Consider the following 21,360-nt stretch of genomic DNA (forward strand, 5'->3'; position numbering starts at 1 on the left):
CCCTACACCTGCGGCGTAGAAATAAGCGCCACATCAACGCAGTTCTCAGCAGGTTGACTCAACTCAACCTGGATACCAGGGCCAAAAAAGCCCTTTATTTTCTCCCGCTTCTGTTGCCAAACCTCAAAAGGAATTAGCGGCGACTCAAATTCCAGCACCAAAGCATAAGCGCCATCAACCTCCTTTTCCTCTAATCCCTTCAGCACTGGTCTTTCCTCGTCTGTCGGACTCAACCCCAAGCTACTCAAAGAGCTATCCAAATGAGCATCTTGACCGTAGCGATAGCGAGTGACATCTTTGCGAATCTGGTTTTGAGTAACAGTTGCTTGCTGCTGGCGTAGTGCCATTACCTCTTTCGAGGTGGGTTTACTAAACGGCACAGGCTTAAGTTCTGCGGCTTTGAGCGCAAGACCTCCCAGCAGCACCGGAATACCATAGAAGAATCCCGCTAGATTCAATGTGGCGTTGCCCGTGGAATAGGCATAAAATCCCACAATTGTCAAAACAAAACCAACACCTAAACCTAACGTTCCCAAAGAAGTTTGACGTAACATTTTAATTAGGATACCCAATTCACAATCTCTTCAGCTTTATTATCCTTGTCCAGGCGTAATATCTCGCTTGTGTGCGTAAGACTTTTATCAAATAATGGCGGTTTCAAAGAAAACCCGTATTATCAAATCAGGTTGTTGTCTGCTGCCGTCAATTCATAGTTGAGAGCATAGATTGACGCTCCCCTGGATTTACCCTGTGGGGATTCTTAAGAGCTAGGAAATCCTAACTCCTAACAGGTTAGGACAAAACTTGACACACCCCCTGAAAATCCAGCCTGTGCTTACTTTTAACTAAAATGTTAGCTGCACCGTTAAGGCCACCATTAACCAAGTGTCGTGTTTCCTCCCATGCTTAACAGACCTATGAACCAGTTTAAGCCTGTCTCATACTCATAGGTATCTACCCTTCCCGCGAGGTTTTATGATTCAAGAAGATAATGAGCAAGCTACAAAAAAAAGTAGAGCCATCCTCGATCAGCTTAAAACCCTTAAGCAGGAGGACGAAACGCTTTATAACATACTGGCGGTAGATGTTTGGGCTTTAGCCAAAACGATGGATGAGTTTCAGCCTGGATTTTGGTCTGCTTTTATGAAAAATAGGGAAAAGGCGCTGAAGCGGTTTATTGCTGAGGTGATTAAAAATAAACCTGCCGATCCAAAGCGACCTCCCTTCCTTCGCTAGGATTGGGTAATGTTAAGTTAATGTTGAATTGTAATGCAGATAATGGACTCAGAAACTTTAAAGCAATGGATTAGCCTGATTGAACTCAAGCGTGAGTCTCTAGTACGGCTTTTGGAAGAACCAAACCTGGGTACTCTCAGAATAGATGTTAATCAGGCGCTGGAAGAAATTGACGATTTAATTGACGAGTTTAACCGTACCTTTCCTGAAGCAGGATAGGCCAATTAAAATTTGACGCCTTGCGGGGCTAATTCCAGCTGCAAGGTCGCCTACCTTCGCACCCCCTAGTGACTAACTGCCCGCTGCCCTAGCTGCTCGACTAAAGCAATCAGCTCTTGGGTAGCGGTATCCTTTTTGCAGAAAGCATCTATTCTGGCAGTTTGGCTCATTACTTCAATCTGCGGGTCTTCCACTGATGAATAAGCAATGATCTGTGCGTGCGGATCGATGTGTTTTATCTGTGTCGATGCGGATAGACCGTCTAACACGGGCATCTGTAAGTCGAGAATAATCACATCAGGATGGTAACGCTCGACCATTTCCACGGCTTCTTTACCGTTGCTTGCGAGTCCAACTAGCTCAATGTTCGCCTGACTTTGCAATGCTAGCTTGAGGCTAAAACGAGTAAGTTCATGGTCATCAACAACCAGGACACGCAGAAGGGGGTGCTGACAGGACAACATAAGGAACAACAATTGTATCTGACCGTTCTAGTTTAGGGGCAAAAGGTCTAAAAGTCCCTCTACCGTCCGAGCTAACTACTCAAAGAAACGCCCATTTTGTGTAGAAATCAAGAAGCTGAAAAGTCCAAATATGAAATTTTTATAAAGAAAGCAAAGTTTGGTTGTTTTAGGTATATGCAAATTAAGTAGCAAGTCGGTTCAGGTTTGGCAAGTGGAACGCGATCGCTCTTGAACTTCAACCATTAGCTTTAAAGGATACCAAGACCTTTTCGGGCTGTCCTCTCCATCCAGAGGGATAGACTAAAAGAGCGATCGCGCTCTTGATTGAGTAGAGAGTGCGATCGCTTCTTTGAAGTTTCCGAATCTAAGAATTAAGAACTGGCAGAAACTGCAAAACAGTTTAAATGCCCAGAATTCCTGTAAGAGTCGGCAGATAAGTTTTTAGGACTTCAGCTAGTTTACTGGCATCCGTAACAGCACTAGCAACACCCTTAAGGGCATTCACAGCCATCGAACAAAGTTTAATCACACGGTCTTCCGGTGGCTTCTTCGCCTCTTCTGCTATGGTTTCCACAGCTTCCAAAGCATCTTTCTTTTGATTGTCAGAAAGTGCAGAATCACCTTGAATCGATTCTTGCAAAGCTGTCAAAATCTTTACCAAATCGTTCCCACCAGCAGCGTTTACGCCCTGAAGCTGCTGAATAGTATTAGTGACCTGACCACTGAGTTCACCTAAAGAGAGATTTGCACCCGTAAGACTCATGTTATCTCCGCCAATGCTGATGTTTCCGCCTACACTAAAGCCTTCATTCTTCGTTTCCATAATTTCTCCTGCTTGATTAAGCATATATACCCGATGTCCTTCACCCTGAATTAATACTTTTCTACCTGTACCTACAGCTATAGACATTAATTCTCTAATAATTTGATGTTTAGATTCAATAAATTCTCTTAAGCGTTCAAGTTCCCCCTCTTTAGCTTGTAAAACTAATTGATACTTCTCCTCTATTGCTTTCACTGCACTTTCATAGCAACTTGTAAATGCTTCGTGAATAGCCTTCTTGTCAGCACCCGGAAAAGTACCGATTTCTGCAAAAACTATGCCTTCGTCTTTTCTAGAAATAGTATAACGGGATAAATCCAATCCTTCATGGTCAATTGCTGTTTGAGCTAGGGAAAAGATAAAAGCTCTCCAGTTTAAGCCTTCTCTAAAGATTAGATCAATCGTTTCATGGATTTCGCTAATCCATTTTTCAAACTCGCCGGGTTTAAATATACCGCTATCTGGCTTAGGTTCTGATAAGGTAATGATATTACCTTTTCTTGCACACTTCAAGTAAATACGTTCGCAGACAACATTTGTGAAACGAGTATTTTTGTTGATGTTCCATCCCTGGATACAAGCATCTGTTAAAATCGCTCCCGAAAAATCTGCGTCTAACGCATTAACTTCTTTTAAATTTGCTCCTGTCAAGTCTGCACGTCTTAAATTAGCACCGTTAAAGTTAGAGGCTGTATAATCCTCGTTGCAACCTCTTTTATTTATCAGTAGTTTTCTAACTTTAGGCTGTTCTAATATAGTTCCTTGAAGCCTAGCCAGATCCAATCCAGTTGCTTCTTCAAAGCTAGCCCGGGTTAAATTAGCCTTCCTGAAATCTGTATGCGGTAAGTCTGCACCATCGAAGCAAGCATCTGTTAGGTCTACTCCATAAAAAGATGTACCACCTGTTGCTGCCCAAAAGATTGCTTTTTCTGTAATCCAGGCAAATTTCGGGGAGCCTCTTACTGCCTGTCGTGCGATGATAGCGCCTGTAAGGATGACTGAAAGTGCTGCAATTATAGATATGATGCCTTCGCCAGGTTTTGGCTCTTGTGTAGTTATTATGAGTGCAATTGAAACTACAGTTATCAGCCCAGAACCTAAAATAGCTAAGAACTCACCTAAAATTTTACTGCACACATAAGTAAAATTCAGACATAAGGCTGTAAGAGTTGCCCCAAGCCAAGCTAATACTATACTTAGAATTAGAAAAAGAATTACTCCTCCTGGTTTAGCATCTGTTTGAGTAAGGGTTGAAATGACGCTAGTCAAAATTAGCATTATAATTAAACTAACTGCTCTAACTTCAAATCCAAGGGAAATGAGTAACACTAAAGCTAAGAAATAGACAAGTATGCTTACTACTATAAAAATGAATGAATAATTCTTTTCAAGGCCAAACCATACAATTAAATAGGCAAATAACTGTCCTGAAACTACCGGTATTACGCTAGATAAAGAAGTTACAATAATCCCAAAACTTGTTGCAATTAGTTTTTGTGTAGCCTTATGCCCTGCCCAAGCTTTTTGAAAGTTATTTGTCTCTAAAGAAGTAAGGTGTGTATAATTTTTATTACGTATGTTTTTCACCTTTTTACAATTGATAATCATTAAATAGTTGATTATGGCTCTTCTCTTATGCAGCATTTACAAATTGAACACAAGAATCGTCCAAGGGTGTCTCCAAAAAGCTCTTCTTCCCCGATAATTATATTTTCATTGATTCTCATAAGACTTATTCTCGACATCATTCTTTTTGTCATATTGATTCCCGCGACATCTTCTCTCGCTCTCATGTCACCTTCAGTGACAAGGCTAGAAAGGATTATAGGCTGTGTTGCAATAAAATTTATAAATTCTTTAGGTAAATTTGTTATCAAACATAATTCTTCTAAAGTTAAACCTTTTTCTAATGCAAATTCTTCAATATGAAGCCTTGTTTTAGGGAGTTCTGCTACAGCCTTTAATTCATCAATTTCACAACGCAACTCCTCGCAAATTTTAGATAAGTTTTGCGAGTGAGGGTCAGTCTCTAAAATTTGCTTAGATATTGGCTGTGTGCTATACAATGCTAGGAGAGAAAGGTGTACACCGGAGAGATCGCTTAATTTTTCTAGCGTTAAACCCTTCTGTTGAGCCATTTCAAGAATTTTGAGTTTGAAAGCTTCTCTCTTAACTACAGGCTGAACTAACTCCAATACGACTACATCTAGTTTTGCTGCAAGTTTTCTGAGATTGGAAGCAACTTCCTCTGTAAGTGTTTCGATAGGTGTAGTTGCGTAAGCTTGAAGAACCTCTAAAGCAACGCCTGAAACTTGGCTAAGTTCCTCTAAAGTTAAACCTTTTGCGTCTGCAATTTCTTGAATACGAAGAATAATCATTGATGTCATATTTGATACTGAGCTATTATTAGCAATAAAAAGCTAAAATCGGCTAAAAAATTCAGAAAAGTTTATATTTTAGCAATCCAGATTAACCTCTAAGCTGAGAAAATTTGATGCTTGGGTAGCACAAAAAAAGAAAGTAGATTCTCGCTATCAAGCATTATGTTGCAAAATTTAACTTCTATCAGAGGTGAGAAGCGAAAAGCTGGCAAGGGCTGTACCTTAGCGTTGAAGGGCTAGGAAGGAGTTTATGCAGATACAGACGCCAGATTGGGTTAAGCACGCGGTTTTTTACCAGATTTTTCCGGATCGCTTTGCTAAAACTAAGCATCCTCACAAGCGGCTTTTGAAGGATACCCGGTGGGAAGATTGGCACGAAATGCCGACGCTTCAAGGGTATAAGGGCGGCGATTTGTGGGGAGTGATGGAGCAGTTGGATTACTTGCAGGATTTGGGGATTAATGCGGTTTATTTTACGCCCATTTTTCAATCGGCAAGCAATCACCGCTATCACACTCATGACTATTATCAGGTCGATCCGATGTTGGGGGGGAATGGCGCTTTTCGGGAATTGCTGGAAGCTGCCCACGAACGGGATATTAAGGTGGTGCTGGATGGGGTGTTTAACCACTCTAGCCGGGGATTTTTCTTTTTCCACGATGTTCTGGAAAACGGCCCCCATTCGCCTTGGGTGGATTGGTTCAAGATTGAAGGCTGGCCTTTATCGGCATATGACGGCAATTTTCCGGCGAATTATGAGGGTTGGGATGGAAATCGGGCGCTGCCAGTATTCAACCATGAAAATCCTGAAGTGCGGGAATATATTATGGAAATTGCCGAATATTGGATTAAATTCGGCGTTGATGGTTGGCGCTTGGATGTGCCGTTTGAGATTAAGGCTCAAGGATTTTGGCAGGAATTTCGCGATCGCGTAAAAGCCATTAACCCGGAAGCCTACATCGTGGGGGAAGTCTGGGGAGATTCCCGCGAGTGGCTGGATGGGACTCAGTTTGACGGGGTGATGAACTATCTCTTTGCTGCGCCGACTATTGCTTTTGCCGCAGGCGATCGCGTAGACATTGACCAAGTGAAAGATCGTTCTTACCATCCCTACCCGCCCCTCTTTGCCCCAGAGTATGCCGAAAAAATCCAGCAATTGTTGGAATTTTATCCGTGGGATATTCAACTGACTCAGTTGAATTTGTTAGCTAGCCACGATACTGCGCGACTGATTTCTATTGCAGGCGGCGACAAGAAAAGTGTTCAACTAGCAACATTGCTGCTATTGACTTATCCCGGTGCGCCAAGCATCTACTATGGTGATGAAGTGGGATTACCGGGAAAACTCGATCCCGACTCGCGCCGAGGCTTTCCGATGGAAGCTCACTGGGAACGTGATGTTCTAGATTATCACAAGCAACTCATCGCCCTGCGTCACCAATACCCTGCCTTGCGTACAGGTGATTACAAAGTTCTGTTTGCAGAAGGGACAGTTTATGTATTTGCTCGGACTTTGGGAGATCAGGAGATAATTGTTGCTGTTAACGTTGGTACTGCACCCGCAGAAGACGTAAGGGTTGAGGCGGCATTAAAATCCAAACCTAGTAAGTTATTGTATGGCACAGCTGAGGTGTCTTGGAGCGTTGAGGGAGAATCCAAACTACAGTTGAATTTGCCGTCGCGTAGTGGCTGCATACTTGGTTGAGGGGGAAGCGATCGCTTTCTAACCTAACCCCTAACCCCCTCTTTGTGAACGAAGATCAGGGTGGTTTCATACAACCCTTAGAAAATATCGAAAATTGCGATATTTGGTAGGAGCATGGCATTGCCATGCCCCTACAGCCAACCAAAATCAACATTACACTGTCAAGTTTTCGCCTTCGGTTCTGCCTCACCTTCGGTACGACAAGCAACTAGACACAAGTTCGGCAATCCTACTATTTTGGTTATTGCTCGTATTTTGCGCTTCAGCTCAGATATCATCCCTATATGCAGATGTTTAAAAGTCTCAAAACTTCTGACATCTGAAAACAGATTTCTATAAAAGGCGCAATATTGGGAGCAGTTAATTATAAGTATATTTGAGCCAAGCAAAGCTATCGATCAGTTGCTTTGATCGATGGATTGAAAGTTGAATTAGATGAGCTTTAAATAATAAAAGAAAGACAAGCGATCGCGTTCAACTAAATAACTTGGCGCTCAACTCATGCTTAATCCGATTCAAAATTGAAGTTTCATCCAGGGAAGTGAGAATGCGAGTCACAACTGCTTTCGGGCCATCTGGCCCCCAGGAAGCGCCATTGAGGAGGTAAGTTTTAGTAACTTGTCCGATGCCATAACAAGAGACACCAGCGACACCAGCTTGAGTTAACGCCACCGAGAGATAGGGAGCTAAAGATGCGCCTCCGGTCATGGGTGCAGAGATACCCAACAAACTTTTGAGTGAACTGAGTCCGAGGTTGGCCAGCAATTCGCTGGCACTAATCCCGCCCATAGTCAGGGCAATTTTTTGCAGCAATCCCACAGCACCAGTTTGAGTCATGGGAATACCGTAGAGTTTGGATAGAGTGAGAATCATTGCCACATCAATGATGGCACCAGAGAGGAGGTCAACTACCGTTAGTGGGTTGAGAGCGATCGCTACCGCCTTCGCCATCACCGACTTCCAGATAATCTGATTGGCACAATCATCCCGAATTTGCATTTTACGCTGCACCAGCTGCTCATTCACATCATCGGCATACAGCATAGTATTAAGAGCCACCAGCGACTTACCTTCCCGGTGCAAAATTTCGAGGATTTTCAACTTCAAATCCATAACTTGTGGCGTTCCCGGCTGTCGCTGCACGGTTCTAGTTCCGTCAGGACGGCGCACAGCTTGCGCCACCAGAGGCGACGCCGCCACCATGACAATTTCATCCGGTGATAGCAATTCTCGCACTCGCTCATCCCGAATTTTATGGTAAATTGCTATCCGGTCGGCATCCGGATATTGGTCAATTTTGTTAAAAACCAGCAACATCGGTTTACCAACTTCCCGCAGTTGCGACAGCGCCTCAAATTCTACCTTAGTCATGTCGCCGGAAATGATAAATAGCAGCAAATCTGCCTGTCGGGCAACTTGTCGCGCTAAGGTTTCGCGGGTTTCTCCGTCTACTTCGTCAATCCCCGGAGTGTCAATCAGCTGAATCTGGGAATTGCCCAGACTTGGCAGCGTGACTCGCAAAACTTCGGAATTACTTTGTGCTTCAGGCTCATTTTCCAGTTGCCAGCTGGCATCTTGATGAGTGCGGGTGACACCATGAAGAGGCCCGGTTTCAAACACGTTCTTACCCAATAAAGCATTGAGTACGGAAGATTTGCCCCTTCCCACCATGCCAAAGGCGGCAATTTGGACGAGTGACTGATCTAACTTGTCCAGCATCGTTGCCAAGTCCTCAATTTCGGACTCCAGTCCTGCCCGTTCTTGGGAAGTAAGATCCAAATTGCCTACCAGGTCTCGCAGGGCGTTTTGCGCCTTTTTGTAGTTCAGTTCTGCCTGGATATCATCAAAGCTGAAAATGGCGCTGTCTAATTCTTGATCCAAAGCGCTGTAGTTCAATTGTGGTGAAGGTGACTGGTTGGAATTTGGGGTTGCGTCAGATGTTGAACGAGTCAAAATTGCACCTACTGTCTTGCCTGGAGTTACTCTTCTTTCATCCTAGTCACTGCCCGTCGAGTCTGGCACTTTCCATGTCTAGGGGCGTATTTGCTTTTGAGTTTTGGCAAATGCAAGTCAGCTGTGAGAATGATGTTATCTACACGTGCGTAGCCATAAGTTTAGTATTGTTGCTGAAATTTTGGCATTTGAATCAGCTGAGTGATTGTGAGTTCTAAACGTTTACCTCAAACCACTGCCTACGTCCGAATTACCCAATTGTCCTGGCAACAGGGTTTTCTGAAAGGGGAAGTTACAGCGGCGCAGTATGAGTGGCAGTTCCATTGGTGTTTCCGACAGGGGGAGTTGTCGGTCTCACCTTCTTTGGGACGCGCCCTAATTCTGGAACCATTAGGGCGGTTTTTAGAGCAGAAGGATTATCAGTTGGAGCCTGGGGGAGACTATGCCTTTACTATCAGGGCAGAACTTTAGCCAGTGGTCCGTTGATGATTACCAATTCCTGATTCCCAGCCGTAGTGCTTAGTTATTAGTTGTTTGTATTTTTAGGTACCTTTCGATGAGGAGGATGGCGACAATATCATCAATTGGTCGGGGTGGTTCGCGCAATCCTTTGGGGATGAGGCTAGAAAGGCCTTTTGGGGGATACATTTGCCAGTAGCGATCGCGTGCTTCTAGAGTGCTGTAGCGCTCATCTACCATGACTATCGGCAACGATGCAGGTAATTCTGTCTGAAGTTTCTTTTTCCAGGTTTTGGCTGTAGTTTGATCGCCCATTACCAGAGTAGCGATCGCGAATTGTTCGCACAAGTTTTTGATGATTGCGATCGCTTCTGGTGCTGGCACCACCTGATGATAATCCAGTATCAGGTCAAGTCCCATCACGGCTATACCACACTTATCGCGCCCTGGATCGAAACCTAAAATCATTTTAATTGGGAATTAGGAATTGGCAATTGGGAATTGGGAATTGGGAATTGGGGATTACATACTAAAAATTACCTCTCCATTCTGCACGACTACCAAATTCAGTTTCAGCGGCCCTATGAGATATGTATCTTCTGCCACTACCGCCTTGAGATCGATAGGCTGCTTGAACTTTTTTAGCTTCTCAATAAAGCGAATCAGGCTGGTAATTCGACCGTCGCCTACCTGAATTGTATCGTTCAAAATTCCAGCTCGATTGGCTCGGAACTGAGATGCTCCCAAGAGCAGATCGATCTGCTGCCGGATTTGTTGGTCGTTCATAGTTGAAGGGTCGGCAGATGTTGCGGCGATGATATCACCACCACTGAACACAATTTTATTCACTGTCGCGTCTGCAAAGACTTGTACGTCTTTTTCGCCTTGGACGTAGTTGCCAGCCGAGAAAATTCGCACCAGGTAGGGGCGACCATCTTTAATTTGGTTAAGCAGTTGGTCTACCTGGGCTTGGGTAATTTGCACTACGCGCTCATTCACCATCTTGTTGTTATTGTTGTTACCAGGTCGCGTAGCTTTCATTGCTGTGCGATTTGCTTCTCGTAAAAGCTGATCTATAACCTGACGGGCGGCGGCGGGATCGACAATGCGGAAGACACCAAAAGCCAGAACTTGACCGCGCTGGAGCGCGACGTTACCTTGACGCAAGGCTTGATAGGATTGGTAATACTGTTCCAGGTCTGCTACTTCCTGCTCTAGGGCAGCTTGTTGTTTTTCTATTTCCTTGAGGCGAGTTTCGCGCTGGGCAATTACTTGATCTCGTGCGGAAATTTCCTCATCAAGTTGGGCGAGGGCTGTGTCTCGCTTGGCGATTTCTCGATCGCGTTGGTCAATGCTGTTTCTCAGGTTGGAAATTTTTTGATCAAGTTCCGCCAAGGCTTGGTCACGAATGGCAATTTCCCGATCGCGTTCTGTGATGGCTTGGTCAAGCTTGGCAATTTCGCGATCGCGTTGAGTAACTTGGCCCTTGAGTTGGGTAATTTGAGCCTTTACGCGATCGCGCTGCTTGATTAGTTCCTGACGTTCCCCTTGGAGTTGTTGAATTTCCGAACGTAGATTTACCGCTTGTCCAGAAACATTTTCCAGCTGTTGCTGGGTTTTCTCAAAGCTAGCCGCAACGCTTTTAAGTTCGCGCTCTGTCTTACTCAGTTGTGCCTCTGTCTGGGCTTGTCTGCCTAGTGCTGCCGCCAGAGACTTATTAATGGCATCCAGACGCTTCTGGGCGGCTTGCTGCTCGGTGCGGGCTAGTGAGAGTTCGTTTTCAGTTTGTTGTTTCTGGGCTGCAACTTTGGAGAGTTCGCTTTCAGTTTGTTGTTTCTGGGCTACAGTTTCGTCAAGCTCCCGACGAGCGGTTCTGAGTTTTCGCTGAATTTCATCAACTTGAAACACGCCTGTGCGTAACGGCTTGCTGGTGGCAAATAGGATCGTCAGGGTTGAGGCGGAAATCATCAAACCTGTAAGAATTGTAACTAAGACCGCAGTTTTCTTGGGACGCAGATTGAACAGACTCAGCCGCGCTTTTCCCACGCGAGTGCCAATGCGATCGCCCAAGGTGGCGATCGCACCACCCAATACCAAAATCGATAAAATTAAGACCAGCGCACTGGTGGCCATTTTCCAGCTTCAGCTATCACCTCTCAAGCTTAAGCATAAAGGCTTTTTTATGATAGACGCTGGTACTTCAACTATTGATTAACAAAAGCTGACAGTGCAAAAGATGTTTTAGGTGAACTGCTGGCTCAAAGCTACCGGGTTATGAACGGTAATTTTTTTCTTATTGATAGAAATCATTTTCTCGGAGCGTAAATCTCCCAGTAACCGGGTGACTGTAACTCTTGTGGAACCAATTGCTTCTGCGATCGCTTGGTGAGAAAGCTTCAGATCAACTGTAATTCCATTGGGGCCTGGAACGCCAAAATCTCGACAGAGAATCAACAAAAAACTCACCAATCGCGATCCCATATCCCGGTGCGCCAAAGTCTCAATCATCATCTCTGTTTGCAAGATCCGCGATGAAAGCCCCCGCAGCATCAACATCGACAATTCTGGATTATCCTTGAGCGCTTGCTCCACCTGTTCAATTGGTGCTGAAAGCAACTCCACAGGCGTAAATGCTACTGCGTGATAAAATCTGTCTGACCGATTCCCGGTAATCAACGACAGTACGCCAAAGACGCTGTTTTCTCGCAGCAGCGCCACTGTAATTTCTTCCCCAGCTTCGTACACGCGAGACAGCTTCACAGCTCCTTTGAGCAAAAAATATACCCGTTCAGCCGGGTCTCCGGGGAAAAAGATAGTTTTGCCCCGATCAAAGGTTTCCACCACTGGCGGAAACGCCCCACCTCCGATTTGACGGAACACAGCTGCTAACGGTCTATCTTGCGTCACTACCACTTCCTTTATCCTTATTGCTGCCCTAGAAACTCTTCTGGGAATTACAACCGACTGTGAGAAATTTCTGACTTTAGACACTGATAAACTGACTCTTAGGCAGTTTTTTGTGCTGCTTGATACATAATTTTAAAGTTCTTTTATCCTCCAAGTTTTTCCAAGTGCCTCAACCCCACGGCGCAAATCAGACTGTTAAGGAAAATGTCTATATCTTGACAATACCTGTTTGATAAGCTGGGATGCAGTTTGAGTCATGTTGAGTAAGCTTCGATCCGGACGCAAGCTATCTTAATTACCGCCCTAAATCGGATATTCTCTAATATTGCCTTCAAAATTGACATCATGCTAGATTTATCAGGAAAAAATGCCCTAGTTACTGGCATTGCCAACAACCGCTCAATCGCTTGGGGTATTGCCCAGCAGTTACACAAAGCTGGTGCAAATTTGGGAGTTACTTATCTACCAGACGACCGAGGACGCTTTGAGAAGAAAGTCGCCGAATTGGTAGAACCTCTCAACCCCAGTTTGTTTTTACCTTGCGATGTTCAGAATGATGACCAAATTCGTTCTACATTTGATGCCATCCGCGATAAGTGGGGCAGGCTAGATATTTTAATCCATTGTCTTGCTTTTGCCAACAAGGACGATTTATCAGGTGATTTTAGCAACACCACTCGCGCTGGCTTCACCCAAGCTTTGGAAATTAGCACCTACTCGTTAGTTCAACTGGCTGGGGCGGCGAAACCACTGATGACAGAAGGCGGCAGTATTGTCACGCTTACTTATTTGGGCGGCGTTAAGGTGATCCCCAATTACAATGTCATGGGCATTGCTAAGTCTGGCTTGGAAATGAGCGTGCGTTATCTAGCCTCGGAGATGGGGCCTGCTAATATTCGCGTGAATGCAATCTCAGCTGGGCCGATCCGCACTCTAGCATCATCGGCGGTGGGTGGCATTCTGGATATGATCCATCATGTTGAGGAAGTAGCACCACTGCGGCGAACTGTGACTCAGACAGAAGTAGGAAATGCTGCTAGTTTCTTGTGCAGCGACTTGGCAAGTGGGATTACGGGTCAGGTGCTGTATGTAGATGCTGGGTACGAGATTATGGGAATGTGATGTAGGGGCTGGGGATTGGGGACTGGGGAAAGAATCTAACTTACCCCATTCCCTAGCTCGATAGCATAGAATAATAAACTTACTTGTTTCTTGTTAGTGAGCATCTGCTATGCAGACAAGCGATCGCGTTTCCACCACTCCGCACCTTGAACAATTTTTATCACCTCGCACGGCTACGGTTGCACGTAAGACGGGCGAAACTGATGTCTTGGTGACAGTAAACTTAGACGGGAATGGGACTTGCAACGCCAATACGGGCATTCCCTTTTTGGATCATATGCTGCATCAAATTGCCTCTCACGGGCTGATTGATTTGGATGTAGCCGCGAAAGGGGATTTAGAAATTGATGACCACCACACCAACGAAGATGTGGGGATTACGTTGGGAATGGCGTTCGGGAAAGCACTAAGCGATCGCAAGGGAATTGTTCGCTTTGGTAATTTCCTCGCCCCCTTAGATGAGGCTTTGGTGCAGGTGGCGTTAGACTTTTCTGGTCGTCCTCACCTCAGCTATGGCTTACAAATTCCCACCCAGCGAGTCGGGACTTATGACACTCAGCTGGTGCGAGAATTTTTTGTAGCGGTGGTGAATCATAGCCAGATGACGCTGCACATCCGACAGTTGGATGGGATTAATTCGCACCACATTATCGAAGCGACCTTTAAGGCGTTTGCGCGTAGTCTTCGTATGGCTATGGAAATCGATCACCGTCGTGCTGGTACGATTCCCAGTTCCAAAGGGGTTTTGTAGGTTTTCAGGGGATAGTTCAGTTCGGGAGAATTAGCTTAGGTTGCGATCGCGCTTCGCAAGAGTGAACTTTCTCCTGCATCTACTGGGTATTACTTGAGGGGATTGGCAATATAGCCATACTTGTTGCCAATTTTTACTTTCGCCAACCCTTCAGAAAAAGGCAAAGCGCTATCAAATTGCGGCTGGATTACAAACTTTCCAGTTTTATCAACATAGCCCCACTTGCTGCCCCTTTTTACAGATACCAGCCCTTCAGAAAAGTCATAAGTGTTATTAAATTGCGGTGCAATCACAATGTTTCCCGCCTTGTCGATATAACCAATCTGATCTGCGATCGCTATCCCCGCTAGTCCTGTGTAAATGCTACCAGCCCAATGAAATTGGGGCGCAATCACGAAGTCTCCCGTCTTATCGATATAGCCCCATTTGTTGTCAATTGATATCGCCGCTAACCCTTCGGAAAAAGGTTTAGCTTCATCAAATTCTGGTGGAATTACGACCTTCCCTTGCGGATCAATATAGCCCCACTTTGCGCCAATTTTAAAAAGTGCTATTTCTTCGGAAAAAGATTCAGCCGAATCAAATTTCAGGGGGATTACGAACTTGCCACTCTTGTTGATATAGCCGTACTTACTGCCCATTTCTACCGCCGCCAGTCCTTGGGAAAACGGCTTAGCTTCATCAAATTGCAGTGGAATAACGATTTTCCCTGTCTTGTCGATATAGCCATACTTGCCGCCTATCTTTACTGCTGCCAGTCCTTGGGAAAACGACTCTGCTAAATCAAATTTCGGCTGGATTGTGAAGTTACCACTTTTATCAATATATCCCCATTTTCTGCCCATTCTTGCTGCTGCCAGCCCTTGCGAAAATGACTCTGATAGGGAAAATTGCGGTTGAATTACGAAGTTGCCACTTTTATCAATATATGCCCATTTCCCGTTTATTTTGACCGCTGCCAGCCCTTGCGAAAATTCATTAGCTGAATTAAATTTTAGCGGGATGGCTATTGGCGAATTAGTTATCCGTTCTATAGTTGCTCCAGACTTGTTTTGACCGATACGATAACCTAAAATAGATTCACAGCCAGAAATTTGAGTTACCGCTAATCCCAACAGAAAGAGGAGAGTAGGCTGAAGCAATTTGTTTTTATAATTGCGAATTGGCTGGTAGCGAAAAGCAAAAGTGATAACGACCATCGGGCTTTAAAGGTATGCCGAATCATTCACCTCAATTTTCACATACTCAGTAGATGAGATCGCACGTTAGTTGTAAATTTTAGCTCAAAAGAATATAGTCGGTAAGAAAAACCCGCACATCAAAAACCAGTTTTCTCTCTAGAAAACTGGTTTTTCACCATAAAAAAAAGGGCGCACGTAATGCGCCCAGATTTTTTATAATTTGTCAGAAGGTGTGCGAGGAGCAGTCAGCACATCCCAAGCTGCTTTGGCGGCTCCGGCTAAGCGATCGCCCAACGTTGACACTTCCTTAACAATAGATTCCCAGTTCTTTTCTGCATCCATCTGGATGAGTTTAAACGAGTAAGCAATTCTGTCGGGATCAAACAGCTTATCGTGTTCAATCTTTTCCCGTGCTTGACGCACCGCAGTTAGATAAGTATCGCGGGTGAACTCCGTAGCATTTTTTGTTTCTACCTGCGCCCGTTTTTTAATCGCCTCAATTAGTGCCTTTGTTTCATTCTTGACCTCATCGGACTCATGGGGCATATTTTCATTTACGAGGTCTTCCGTATCTTGACTAATTGATACGATGGCGGTTTCTGTAGTGTTTGGTGTTTCGGTATTCATGGATATTTCTCCTTTGATACTTTTAATTTTTGGTTGAGAATAAGAACGAATATCGTGCTTCATTCTTTATCCTCCCTTTAGCATCTAACACCTAACAAAGGACATTTCTTGCTCCAGCTTAAGCAACACTTGAATTCTTGCATCTGTCGAAGGGTGGGTGGAATGCAAATTACCCAAGAACTCGCCAGAAAAGGCATTGACAATTAAGAGGGGTTTAAACGGCGCTTACCATTCTGTATAGACTAGGCGCTTGACTAGCAGTAATCGGTTGGGCATTATAAGCTCCTAAGGGAATTTGGACTGAGTAATACCAACCTCCCAGAGTGGTCACACCAACTAAACCAACCCCCATCAATGCACCAGTCCAGCCACCAATTAGCCAGTAGCTGACCGTAATTAAGAGGGTGCTTAAGAGAGTCAATAAGGCAACGGTCTGGATTTGATTCATCCGCTTGCCTCCTTTGAAGGCAGTTGCTCAGATCAATCTCTATCTAAGCAATAACATTGTTGTAGTATGTTTGGCTTCAGTCTAGCGGTGTAATCGCAGAGGCTTTGTTACGAAAAGGCGACAACAAAGGTACGGGTTAACCAAGCTGAACGGAAAGGATGCTATCTTTAGACTTAACATTTTTTTTCTAAGGCGATGGGGTTCGCCAAAACTGCCTTCTGGTCATTGAGTCTTTTGACTAGAAAGCTGATGACTCCTACTTTCCTGGTTTGCTGCGGGAAAGTAGGGCTATGTAGCTAAACATTAGGAACTCCTGACTCCTACCCAACCAATATCTACAACAAATTGGTTTAGGAGTTGCGTAGCCTTAGAAAGTGCAATTTGGATTTTCTGGATGGGCTTTTTTGTCGGTCAAATTGCCCGTCGCTTAGGTGCAGTGCTGTTGAAAGTAGTTTTAGTAGTCATCATTGGCTACTCTGCCGCTCGTTTAATTTTATTATCAATTTATTACCGCTAGTGGCTTAGTTTTAGAAGAAATTGTTCGAGTCGCACCAGAGTATGAGGTTACAGAAATTGTTATGGAAAACGAGGGGATCAGCCTTGGGAACAGGTATTATATTGGTTGATTTTAGGGTAATACCACCAAAATCAACCATTAAAACACTTCTAAATTCTCTTAAAAATAGGCAATTTATAGATGGGTTGGGAAAATTTAATTAATCAAAGTCTGCAACTTTTGACTGTAGCACCTAACTTGGTGCTAGAGGTACTGCAACAGCCAACTATTCGCAATCCAATTGCAGTTAGTTTGGGAGCGATCGCAGGTGCTTTGAGCCGTTATTACTTGAGTCTTTGGTTGGCTGGGACTATGGGAGGAGGTTTTCCCTATGCCACTATGTTTATCAACCTCACGGGCTGTTTGGCAATGGGTTTCTTCTTCACTGTGGCTCTAGAGATACCCAGCATTCCGCCAGAAGTCCGCTTATTGGTAGCAGTGGGATTTTTAGGTTCGTACACTACCTTCTCAACTTATGAGTTAGACACTTTATTGCTGCTACGGAATGCCCACAGTAACAACTTCGCCCTTGGCAATCTTTCAGTTGCTGCTTTTTACTGGGCAGGTAGTGCTATCCTGGGCATAATCAGCATTCAGCTAGGCACCATTCTTGCCCGGTGGGGCAAATAAAGCAGCTACTTGCTTACCGCACAAAAATTTTTGTGCGATCGCTCAGTAGGCTTACTGGTAAAATTTTCCTTGGTCATGCAACGTCTGCTTTATTCCCATGTTGTTATGGGAGACACAGAAACTCACATAACCTCTTGTTGCCTAACGTCATAGACTAAATGCAGCAACCAACTTAGGACTGTAGAAAGAGGGTCTATCTTGACTGACAGCAATATTCCCCTCCAGACGATCTCACGTAGTGAACTCCGACAGCTCGTCCGAATGCAGCTTCAAGCGCTACTTGAAGCTGGCGACCTTCAGGCCGCAAAAGCAATACTCGTCCCGGTGCAGCCTGCGGACATTGCTGAAGCCATTGAAGGGTTGCCGGAAGCGATGCAAGCTATAGCTTTCCGGCTACTTTCCAAAGATGAGGCTATCGAAGTTTATGAATATCTCGACTCCAGCATCCAGCAGACGCTAATCGATGAATTAAAGCGGCAGGATGTTCTCGATATTGTCGATAGGATGTCGCCGGATGACCGGGCGCGGCTATTTGACGAATTGCCAGCTACAGTTGTGCGTCGTCTGTTGGAACAACTTAGCCCCACCGAACGCCAAGCCACGGCCCAGCTTTTGGGATATACGGCTGGAACTGCTGGGCGGTTGATGACACCAGAATATATTTCTTTGAAAGAAAGTTTTACCGTCGCGCAAACGCTGGATAGGATTCGCAATTTAGCGAATGTCACTGAAACGATTTATTACCTTTATGTCACTGATGCGGCGCGACGGCTGACAGGAATTTTATCATTGCGCGATTTGGTGACTACCCAGCCAAATCAAACGGTTGGGGAAATTATGACCCGCGATGTGATTTTCGTTCATACAGATACTGACCAGGAAGAAGTGGCGCGGTTGATTGGGCGCTATGACTTTCTGGCGGTGCCTGTGGTAGACAAGGAACAGCGTTTGGTGGGTATTGTCACTGTTGATGACGTAATTGATATTTTGGAGCAGGAAACGACGGAGGATATCTACAAGCTGGGTGGTGTACAGTCGGGGGGCGACAATTATTTCCAGACCGATTTATTGACAGTGGCTCGCAAGCGCGTTGTCTGGCTGTTTGTGTTACTGGTTACGAATACTGTCACGGGTACAATTATCAAGTCAGAAGAAGACCTTCTGCAAAAAGTGGTGGCGCTGGCGGCGTTTATTCCCTTGCTGACTGGTACTGGAGGCAATGTGGGGGCGCAGTCTTCAACTGTGGTGATTAGGGGAATGAATACAGACGAGATTCGTGCTATGGGGCCCCTACAGGTGATTGGGCGAGAAGCGATCGCAGGCGCAATGCTGGGAGTAATGTTAGGGTCTTTAGCAACGGTATGGGCTTACTGGCTGCTGCAAGGGGATTTGGCAGTGGCGATCGCTGTGGGGATCAGCTTAGTAGCTATCTCTATTTTAGCGTCTGTTGCTGGTTCCGGTCTGCCGTTCGTCTTTCGTCGCATTGGTTTAGACCCGGCTTTGATGTCAGCGCCGTTTATCACTACTGCTGTTGATGTCTTAGGCGTACTAATTTACTTTAATTTGGCACGGCTAATTTTGCGATTTTAAGTATACGAGTCAGAATGTAGCTTACCAAAAAGTTAATTTTAAGTCGGAGGGGGAAAGCGATCGCGCACCAAGGATCATATAGCAGTCCTTGCAGGAGTTATGAAATATTTTTTCGTTCGGATCTCGCCTACGACAGGTTAGGAGATCCTGTCCTACATACAAATGAAAAAAGGCAAAACGTGAACAATGATTTTTGCCTTTTTACTTTTTGCTTTTTAAAGTTCTGTTGGAGTATCAGGAGCAACTATTTCCCCTTCCATATTCATTAACGCATCTTGATCGGTAATCAAGTCGCTTAACTCATTAAAAGTGACACCCATATCCTCACAAGCTTGCTTTAGTTCTTGCTTGAAGGTGCGTAGATTGCCGCCATATCCACATAGTTCGGCAGCAGTTTCAGCTCCCTGCTTTGCATTTGCTCTAGCACAATCAACTAGCTCTAAACCTTTAAGTGGTGTGGGTGATGCCATGATAGTTTTTATTTTTAAATTAATTACACAATAGTTAAATATTTCCAGATGCTAATCCTTCTGGAGTTAGAAAATTAAGATGTTTTGGTAGCAATAACAAATGAAAATATTTTTTCTACTCATGAGAACGCCCAGCCCCGTACCACCTGTGCTATGCACTCAAGAGTATAACAATTCAAGGGTTGAGTGCGATACATCTGTAGGGACATGGCAATGGGATGTCCCTATCAACGTAGACCGGATCTTAGAACCGCCATATATTCCATCCAACTGAGAAAAGATATATTTTCTAGTTCTGCCAGTATTGGCAAATAGCATAAGCTAGGGTGACAACACCAGTCACGATTGCAGATTCATTTACCTCAAACTGGGGATGGTGCAGTGGGTAGTTTTTCTTGTCTACGTATCCAACTCCGAGACGGAACATGGTACCAGGAACGTGTTGTAGATACATAGAAAAGTCTTCAGCGCCGAGGGAGGGTTCGAGTAAAATTTGGACGCGATCGCATCCCCAAGCTTCTTTCGCCGCTGACTCCACCAACTGCGTTAGCGTTGAGTCGTTTTGCACCGAAGGTACTCCCCGATGATAATTAACTTGATAACCAGCACCGTAGGTTTTGCAGATATTAGCGACAATTTCCTCTATCCATTGAGGTAAATTGGCGTGAGTTTCGGGATGAAGCGATCGCACTGTTCCCACCAATCGCACAGAATCTGCAATCACATTCGGCGCACGTCCGCCCTCAATTTTACCGACCGTCAGCACCACCGGGCGCAACGGGTTTTGCGTGCGACTAATTGCTTGTTGCAAAGTTGTAATTACCTGCGCCGCGATCCAAATTGCGTCAATTGCCTCATGGGGACGCGCCCCGTGTCCCGACTCTCCGGTAATAATAATTTCCAGGTCGTCTGCTGCTGCCGTCAAAGCACCGTAGCGAATCCCGATTGATCCGGCTGGAATAGATGGAAAGACGTGTAGGCTCATAATAGCGCTCACTTTATCCATCGCGCCATCTGCAACCATCCATGCCGCACCTTGGGCAATTTCCTCGGCTGGCTGAAACAGAAAACGCAGATTCCCAGGAAAAACTTCTCCCAGTTGGGATAACACCATCGCCGTACCTAAGCCTACCGTAGTATGGACATCGTGACCGCAGGCGTGCATAATTCCCGGCAGGCGCGAGGCATAATCTAAACCAGTGCGTTCTACAATTGGCAAGGCATCCATATCGGTGCGAACTGCCAGCAGGCGATCATCGATATTTTGTCCTTTTAATTCGCCAATTACGCCAGTTCTACCGATTGATTCTTGCACGTGCAGCCCGCAGGATGACAACACCCCAGCAACGTAGGCAGCAGTTTGGTATTCCTGTCCGCTTAGTTCCGGGTGCGAGTGAATGTGTCGCCGGATTTCGATGAGGCGAGGTGCTAGTTTTTCGGTTATCTCTTTGATACGGTTTAGCATAAAGTTATGTTAACTCGCACTACAGGCATAGTTCATCCCTTTTCCAATTTTTTCGGGATGTTGCATACAACATCCCATAAAATTAGCTGTAACCATTAGGGTTTTTTACACAAACCCGGTTTTTAGGGAAACTTGGTTTCTTTCTAGATATTCAGTTTATTTACGCCAGGAGTTACGCAGTTGGTACAAGAGTCAGCCAAGGAGCCGCTAAGTAGGAACGCACCGCCTCCCGAACAATACTGGCTTTGGACTCATACCAACTAATGCCAGTATTAAACCAATGCATCTCCAGGCGTAGAAACGCTCGAATCGCCAAACCAATGTGATTGCGTTGAGCACGAGAAGAACGCACTTGGGCTTTTTCAACCCCACA

General features: G+C 45.0%; 23 protein-coding genes, 1 pseudogene and 1 riboswitch. Of the genes and pseudogenes, 10 read left to right on the forward strand and 14 right to left on the reverse strand.

Features of this window, described 5'->3' with window-relative positions; translation table 11 throughout:
• Window positions 1-2: 2 nt before the first annotated feature.
• Window positions 3-554 carry a DUF2854 domain-containing protein gene (locus H6F66_RS04260; protein ID WP_190418547.1) on the reverse strand — a complete coding sequence of 184 codons (552 nt, stop codon included), beginning with the start codon at window positions 552-554 and terminating at the stop codon, window positions 3-5.
• 421 nt (window positions 555-975) lie between these two features.
• Between H6F66_RS04260 and H6F66_RS04265 the strand changes: the two genes are divergently transcribed.
• Window positions 976-1,236 (forward strand): hypothetical protein, encoded by a 261-nt coding sequence (locus tag H6F66_RS04265; protein WP_190418550.1) that lies wholly within the window; start codon window positions 976-978, stop codon window positions 1,234-1,236.
• 33 nt (window positions 1,237-1,269) lie between these two features.
• Window positions 1,270-1,455, forward strand: coding sequence for a hypothetical protein (locus H6F66_RS04270; protein WP_190444124.1), 186 nt, complete (start codon window positions 1,270-1,272; stop codon window positions 1,453-1,455).
• A 65-nt stretch (window positions 1,456-1,520) separates the two neighbouring features.
• On the opposite strand, the gene H6F66_RS04275 is transcribed toward H6F66_RS04270, so the two are convergent.
• The 3 genes from H6F66_RS04275 to H6F66_RS04285 all read right to left on the reverse strand — a co-directional run bounded on the left by H6F66_RS04275 (window position 1,521) and on the right by H6F66_RS04285 (window position 5,129).
• Window positions 1,521-1,919 (reverse strand): response regulator transcription factor, encoded by a 399-nt coding sequence (locus tag H6F66_RS04275; RefSeq protein WP_190418554.1) that lies wholly within the window; start codon window positions 1,917-1,919, stop codon window positions 1,521-1,523.
• A 400-nt stretch (window positions 1,920-2,319) separates the two neighbouring features.
• Window positions 2,320-4,350, reverse strand: a complete 2,031-nt coding sequence (locus tag H6F66_RS04280; RefSeq protein ID WP_190418557.1) for a pentapeptide repeat-containing protein — start codon at window positions 4,348-4,350, stop codon at window positions 2,320-2,322.
• Between the two features lie 11 nt (window positions 4,351-4,361).
• Window positions 4,362-5,129 (reverse strand): hypothetical protein, encoded by a 768-nt coding sequence (locus H6F66_RS04285; RefSeq protein ID WP_190418560.1) that lies wholly within the window; start codon window positions 5,127-5,129, stop codon window positions 4,362-4,364.
• A gap of 244 nt (window positions 5,130-5,373) precedes the next feature.
• On the opposite strand from H6F66_RS04285, the gene H6F66_RS04290 reads away from it, so the two are divergent.
• Window positions 5,374-6,828, forward strand: coding sequence for a glycoside hydrolase family 13 protein (locus tag H6F66_RS04290; protein ID WP_190418563.1), 1,455 nt, complete (start codon window positions 5,374-5,376; stop codon window positions 6,826-6,828).
• A gap of 474 nt (window positions 6,829-7,302) precedes the next feature.
• On the opposite strand, the gene H6F66_RS04295 is transcribed toward H6F66_RS04290, so the two are convergent.
• A complete protein-coding gene (locus H6F66_RS04295) occupies window positions 7,303-8,724 on the reverse strand; it encodes a GTP-binding protein (protein WP_199313294.1) in 1,422 nt (473 codons plus the stop codon).
• 264 nt (window positions 8,725-8,988) lie between these two features.
• Between H6F66_RS04295 and H6F66_RS04300 the strand changes: the two genes are divergently transcribed.
• Complete coding sequence (locus tag H6F66_RS04300; protein ID WP_190418568.1) at window positions 8,989-9,252, forward strand: DUF3146 family protein; 264 nt, start codon at window positions 8,989-8,991, stop codon at window positions 9,250-9,252.
• Between the two features lie 48 nt (window positions 9,253-9,300).
• On the opposite strand, the gene H6F66_RS04305 is transcribed toward H6F66_RS04300, so the two are convergent.
• The 3 genes from H6F66_RS04305 to ntcA all read right to left on the reverse strand — a co-directional run bounded on the left by H6F66_RS04305 (window position 9,301) and on the right by ntcA (window position 12,153).
• Complete coding sequence (locus H6F66_RS04305) at window positions 9,301-9,708, reverse strand: pre-16S rRNA-processing nuclease YqgF (protein ID WP_190418570.1); 408 nt, start codon at window positions 9,706-9,708, stop codon at window positions 9,301-9,303.
• A gap of 54 nt (window positions 9,709-9,762) precedes the next feature.
• Window positions 9,763-11,373: a DUF3084 domain-containing protein gene (locus H6F66_RS04310; protein ID WP_190418573.1), complete on the reverse strand. Its 1,611-nt coding sequence runs from the start codon at window positions 11,371-11,373 to the stop codon at window positions 9,763-9,765.
• Between the two features lie 108 nt (window positions 11,374-11,481).
• Window positions 11,482-12,153 (reverse strand): global nitrogen regulator NtcA, encoded by a 672-nt coding sequence (ntcA, locus tag H6F66_RS04315; RefSeq protein WP_190418575.1) that lies wholly within the window; start codon window positions 12,151-12,153, stop codon window positions 11,482-11,484.
• Window positions 12,154-12,492: 339 nt separating this feature from the next.
• Here ntcA and fabI point away from each other — a divergent pair, with 339 nt between their 5' ends.
• Together fabI and hisB are read left to right on the forward strand one after the other, a co-directional pair.
• Window positions 12,493-13,269, forward strand: coding sequence for an enoyl-ACP reductase FabI (gene fabI, locus H6F66_RS04320; RefSeq protein WP_190418578.1), 777 nt, complete (start codon window positions 12,493-12,495; stop codon window positions 13,267-13,269).
• 109 nt (window positions 13,270-13,378) lie between these two features.
• Window positions 13,379-14,020 carry an imidazoleglycerol-phosphate dehydratase HisB gene (gene hisB / locus H6F66_RS04325; RefSeq protein ID WP_190418581.1) on the forward strand — a complete coding sequence of 214 codons (642 nt, stop codon included), beginning with the start codon at window positions 13,379-13,381 and terminating at the stop codon, window positions 14,018-14,020.
• Window positions 14,021-14,109: 89 nt separating this feature from the next.
• On the opposite strand, the gene H6F66_RS04330 is transcribed toward hisB, so the two are convergent.
• The 3 genes from H6F66_RS04330 to H6F66_RS04340 all read right to left on the reverse strand — a co-directional run bounded on the left by H6F66_RS04330 (window position 14,110) and on the right by H6F66_RS04340 (window position 16,276).
• Complete coding sequence (locus tag H6F66_RS04330; RefSeq protein WP_190418583.1) at window positions 14,110-15,219, reverse strand: WG repeat-containing protein; 1,110 nt, start codon at window positions 15,217-15,219, stop codon at window positions 14,110-14,112.
• Between the two features lie 195 nt (window positions 15,220-15,414).
• Window positions 15,415-15,828: a hypothetical protein gene (locus H6F66_RS04335; RefSeq protein ID WP_190418601.1), complete on the reverse strand. Its 414-nt coding sequence runs from the start codon at window positions 15,826-15,828 to the stop codon at window positions 15,415-15,417.
• A 214-nt stretch (window positions 15,829-16,042) separates the two neighbouring features.
• A complete protein-coding gene (locus tag H6F66_RS04340) occupies window positions 16,043-16,276 on the reverse strand; it encodes a hypothetical protein (RefSeq protein WP_190418585.1) in 234 nt (77 codons plus the stop codon).
• 182 nt (window positions 16,277-16,458) lie between these two features.
• A riboswitch (Fluoride riboswitch) is annotated at window positions 16,459-16,542 on the forward strand.
• Between the two features lie 128 nt (window positions 16,543-16,670).
• Between H6F66_RS04340 and H6F66_RS28740 the strand changes: the two genes are divergently transcribed.
• The 3 genes from H6F66_RS28740 (at window position 16,671) to mgtE (ending at window position 19,052) form a co-directional block, all read left to right on the forward strand.
• Window positions 16,671-16,793: a hypothetical protein gene (locus H6F66_RS28740; protein WP_277873896.1), complete on the forward strand. Its 123-nt coding sequence runs from the start codon at window positions 16,671-16,673 to the stop codon at window positions 16,791-16,793.
• Window positions 16,794-16,973: 180 nt separating this feature from the next.
• A complete protein-coding gene (gene crcB / locus H6F66_RS04345; protein WP_190418588.1) occupies window positions 16,974-17,462 on the forward strand; it encodes a fluoride efflux transporter CrcB in 489 nt (162 codons plus the stop codon).
• Between the two features lie 198 nt (window positions 17,463-17,660).
• The gene (gene mgtE / locus H6F66_RS04350; RefSeq protein WP_190418590.1) at window positions 17,661-19,052 is read left to right on the forward strand and encodes a magnesium transporter; all 1,392 of its coding nucleotides are present in this window, start codon (window positions 17,661-17,663) and stop codon (window positions 19,050-19,052) included.
• A gap of 215 nt (window positions 19,053-19,267) precedes the next feature.
• Here the strand turns inward: mgtE and H6F66_RS04355 are convergent, their stop codons facing one another.
• Window positions 19,268-19,522 carry a hypothetical protein gene (locus tag H6F66_RS04355; RefSeq protein WP_190418592.1) on the reverse strand — a complete coding sequence of 85 codons (255 nt, stop codon included), beginning with the start codon at window positions 19,520-19,522 and terminating at the stop codon, window positions 19,268-19,270.
• Between the two features lie 100 nt (window positions 19,523-19,622).
• Here H6F66_RS04355 and H6F66_RS04360 point away from each other — a divergent pair, with 100 nt between their 5' ends.
• On the forward strand, window positions 19,623-19,796 hold the full coding sequence (locus tag H6F66_RS04360) for a hypothetical protein (protein ID WP_206755770.1): 174 nt from the start codon (window positions 19,623-19,625) through the stop codon (window positions 19,794-19,796).
• 15 nt (window positions 19,797-19,811) lie between these two features.
• Here H6F66_RS04360 and H6F66_RS04365 read toward each other — a convergent pair whose 3' ends face one another.
• Window positions 19,812-20,987, reverse strand: coding sequence for a M20 family metallopeptidase (locus tag H6F66_RS04365; protein WP_190418596.1), 1,176 nt, complete (start codon window positions 20,985-20,987; stop codon window positions 19,812-19,814).
• A 172-nt stretch (window positions 20,988-21,159) separates the two neighbouring features.
• Window positions 21,160-21,360: pseudogene (locus tag H6F66_RS04370) on the reverse strand (IS701 family transposase); the annotation flags it as partial.

The organism is Trichocoleus sp. FACHB-6 (assembly GCF_014695815.1).
In the GTDB taxonomy this organism is placed as follows: domain Bacteria; phylum Cyanobacteriota; class Cyanobacteriia; order Cyanobacteriales; family FACHB-T130; genus Funiculus; species Funiculus sociatus.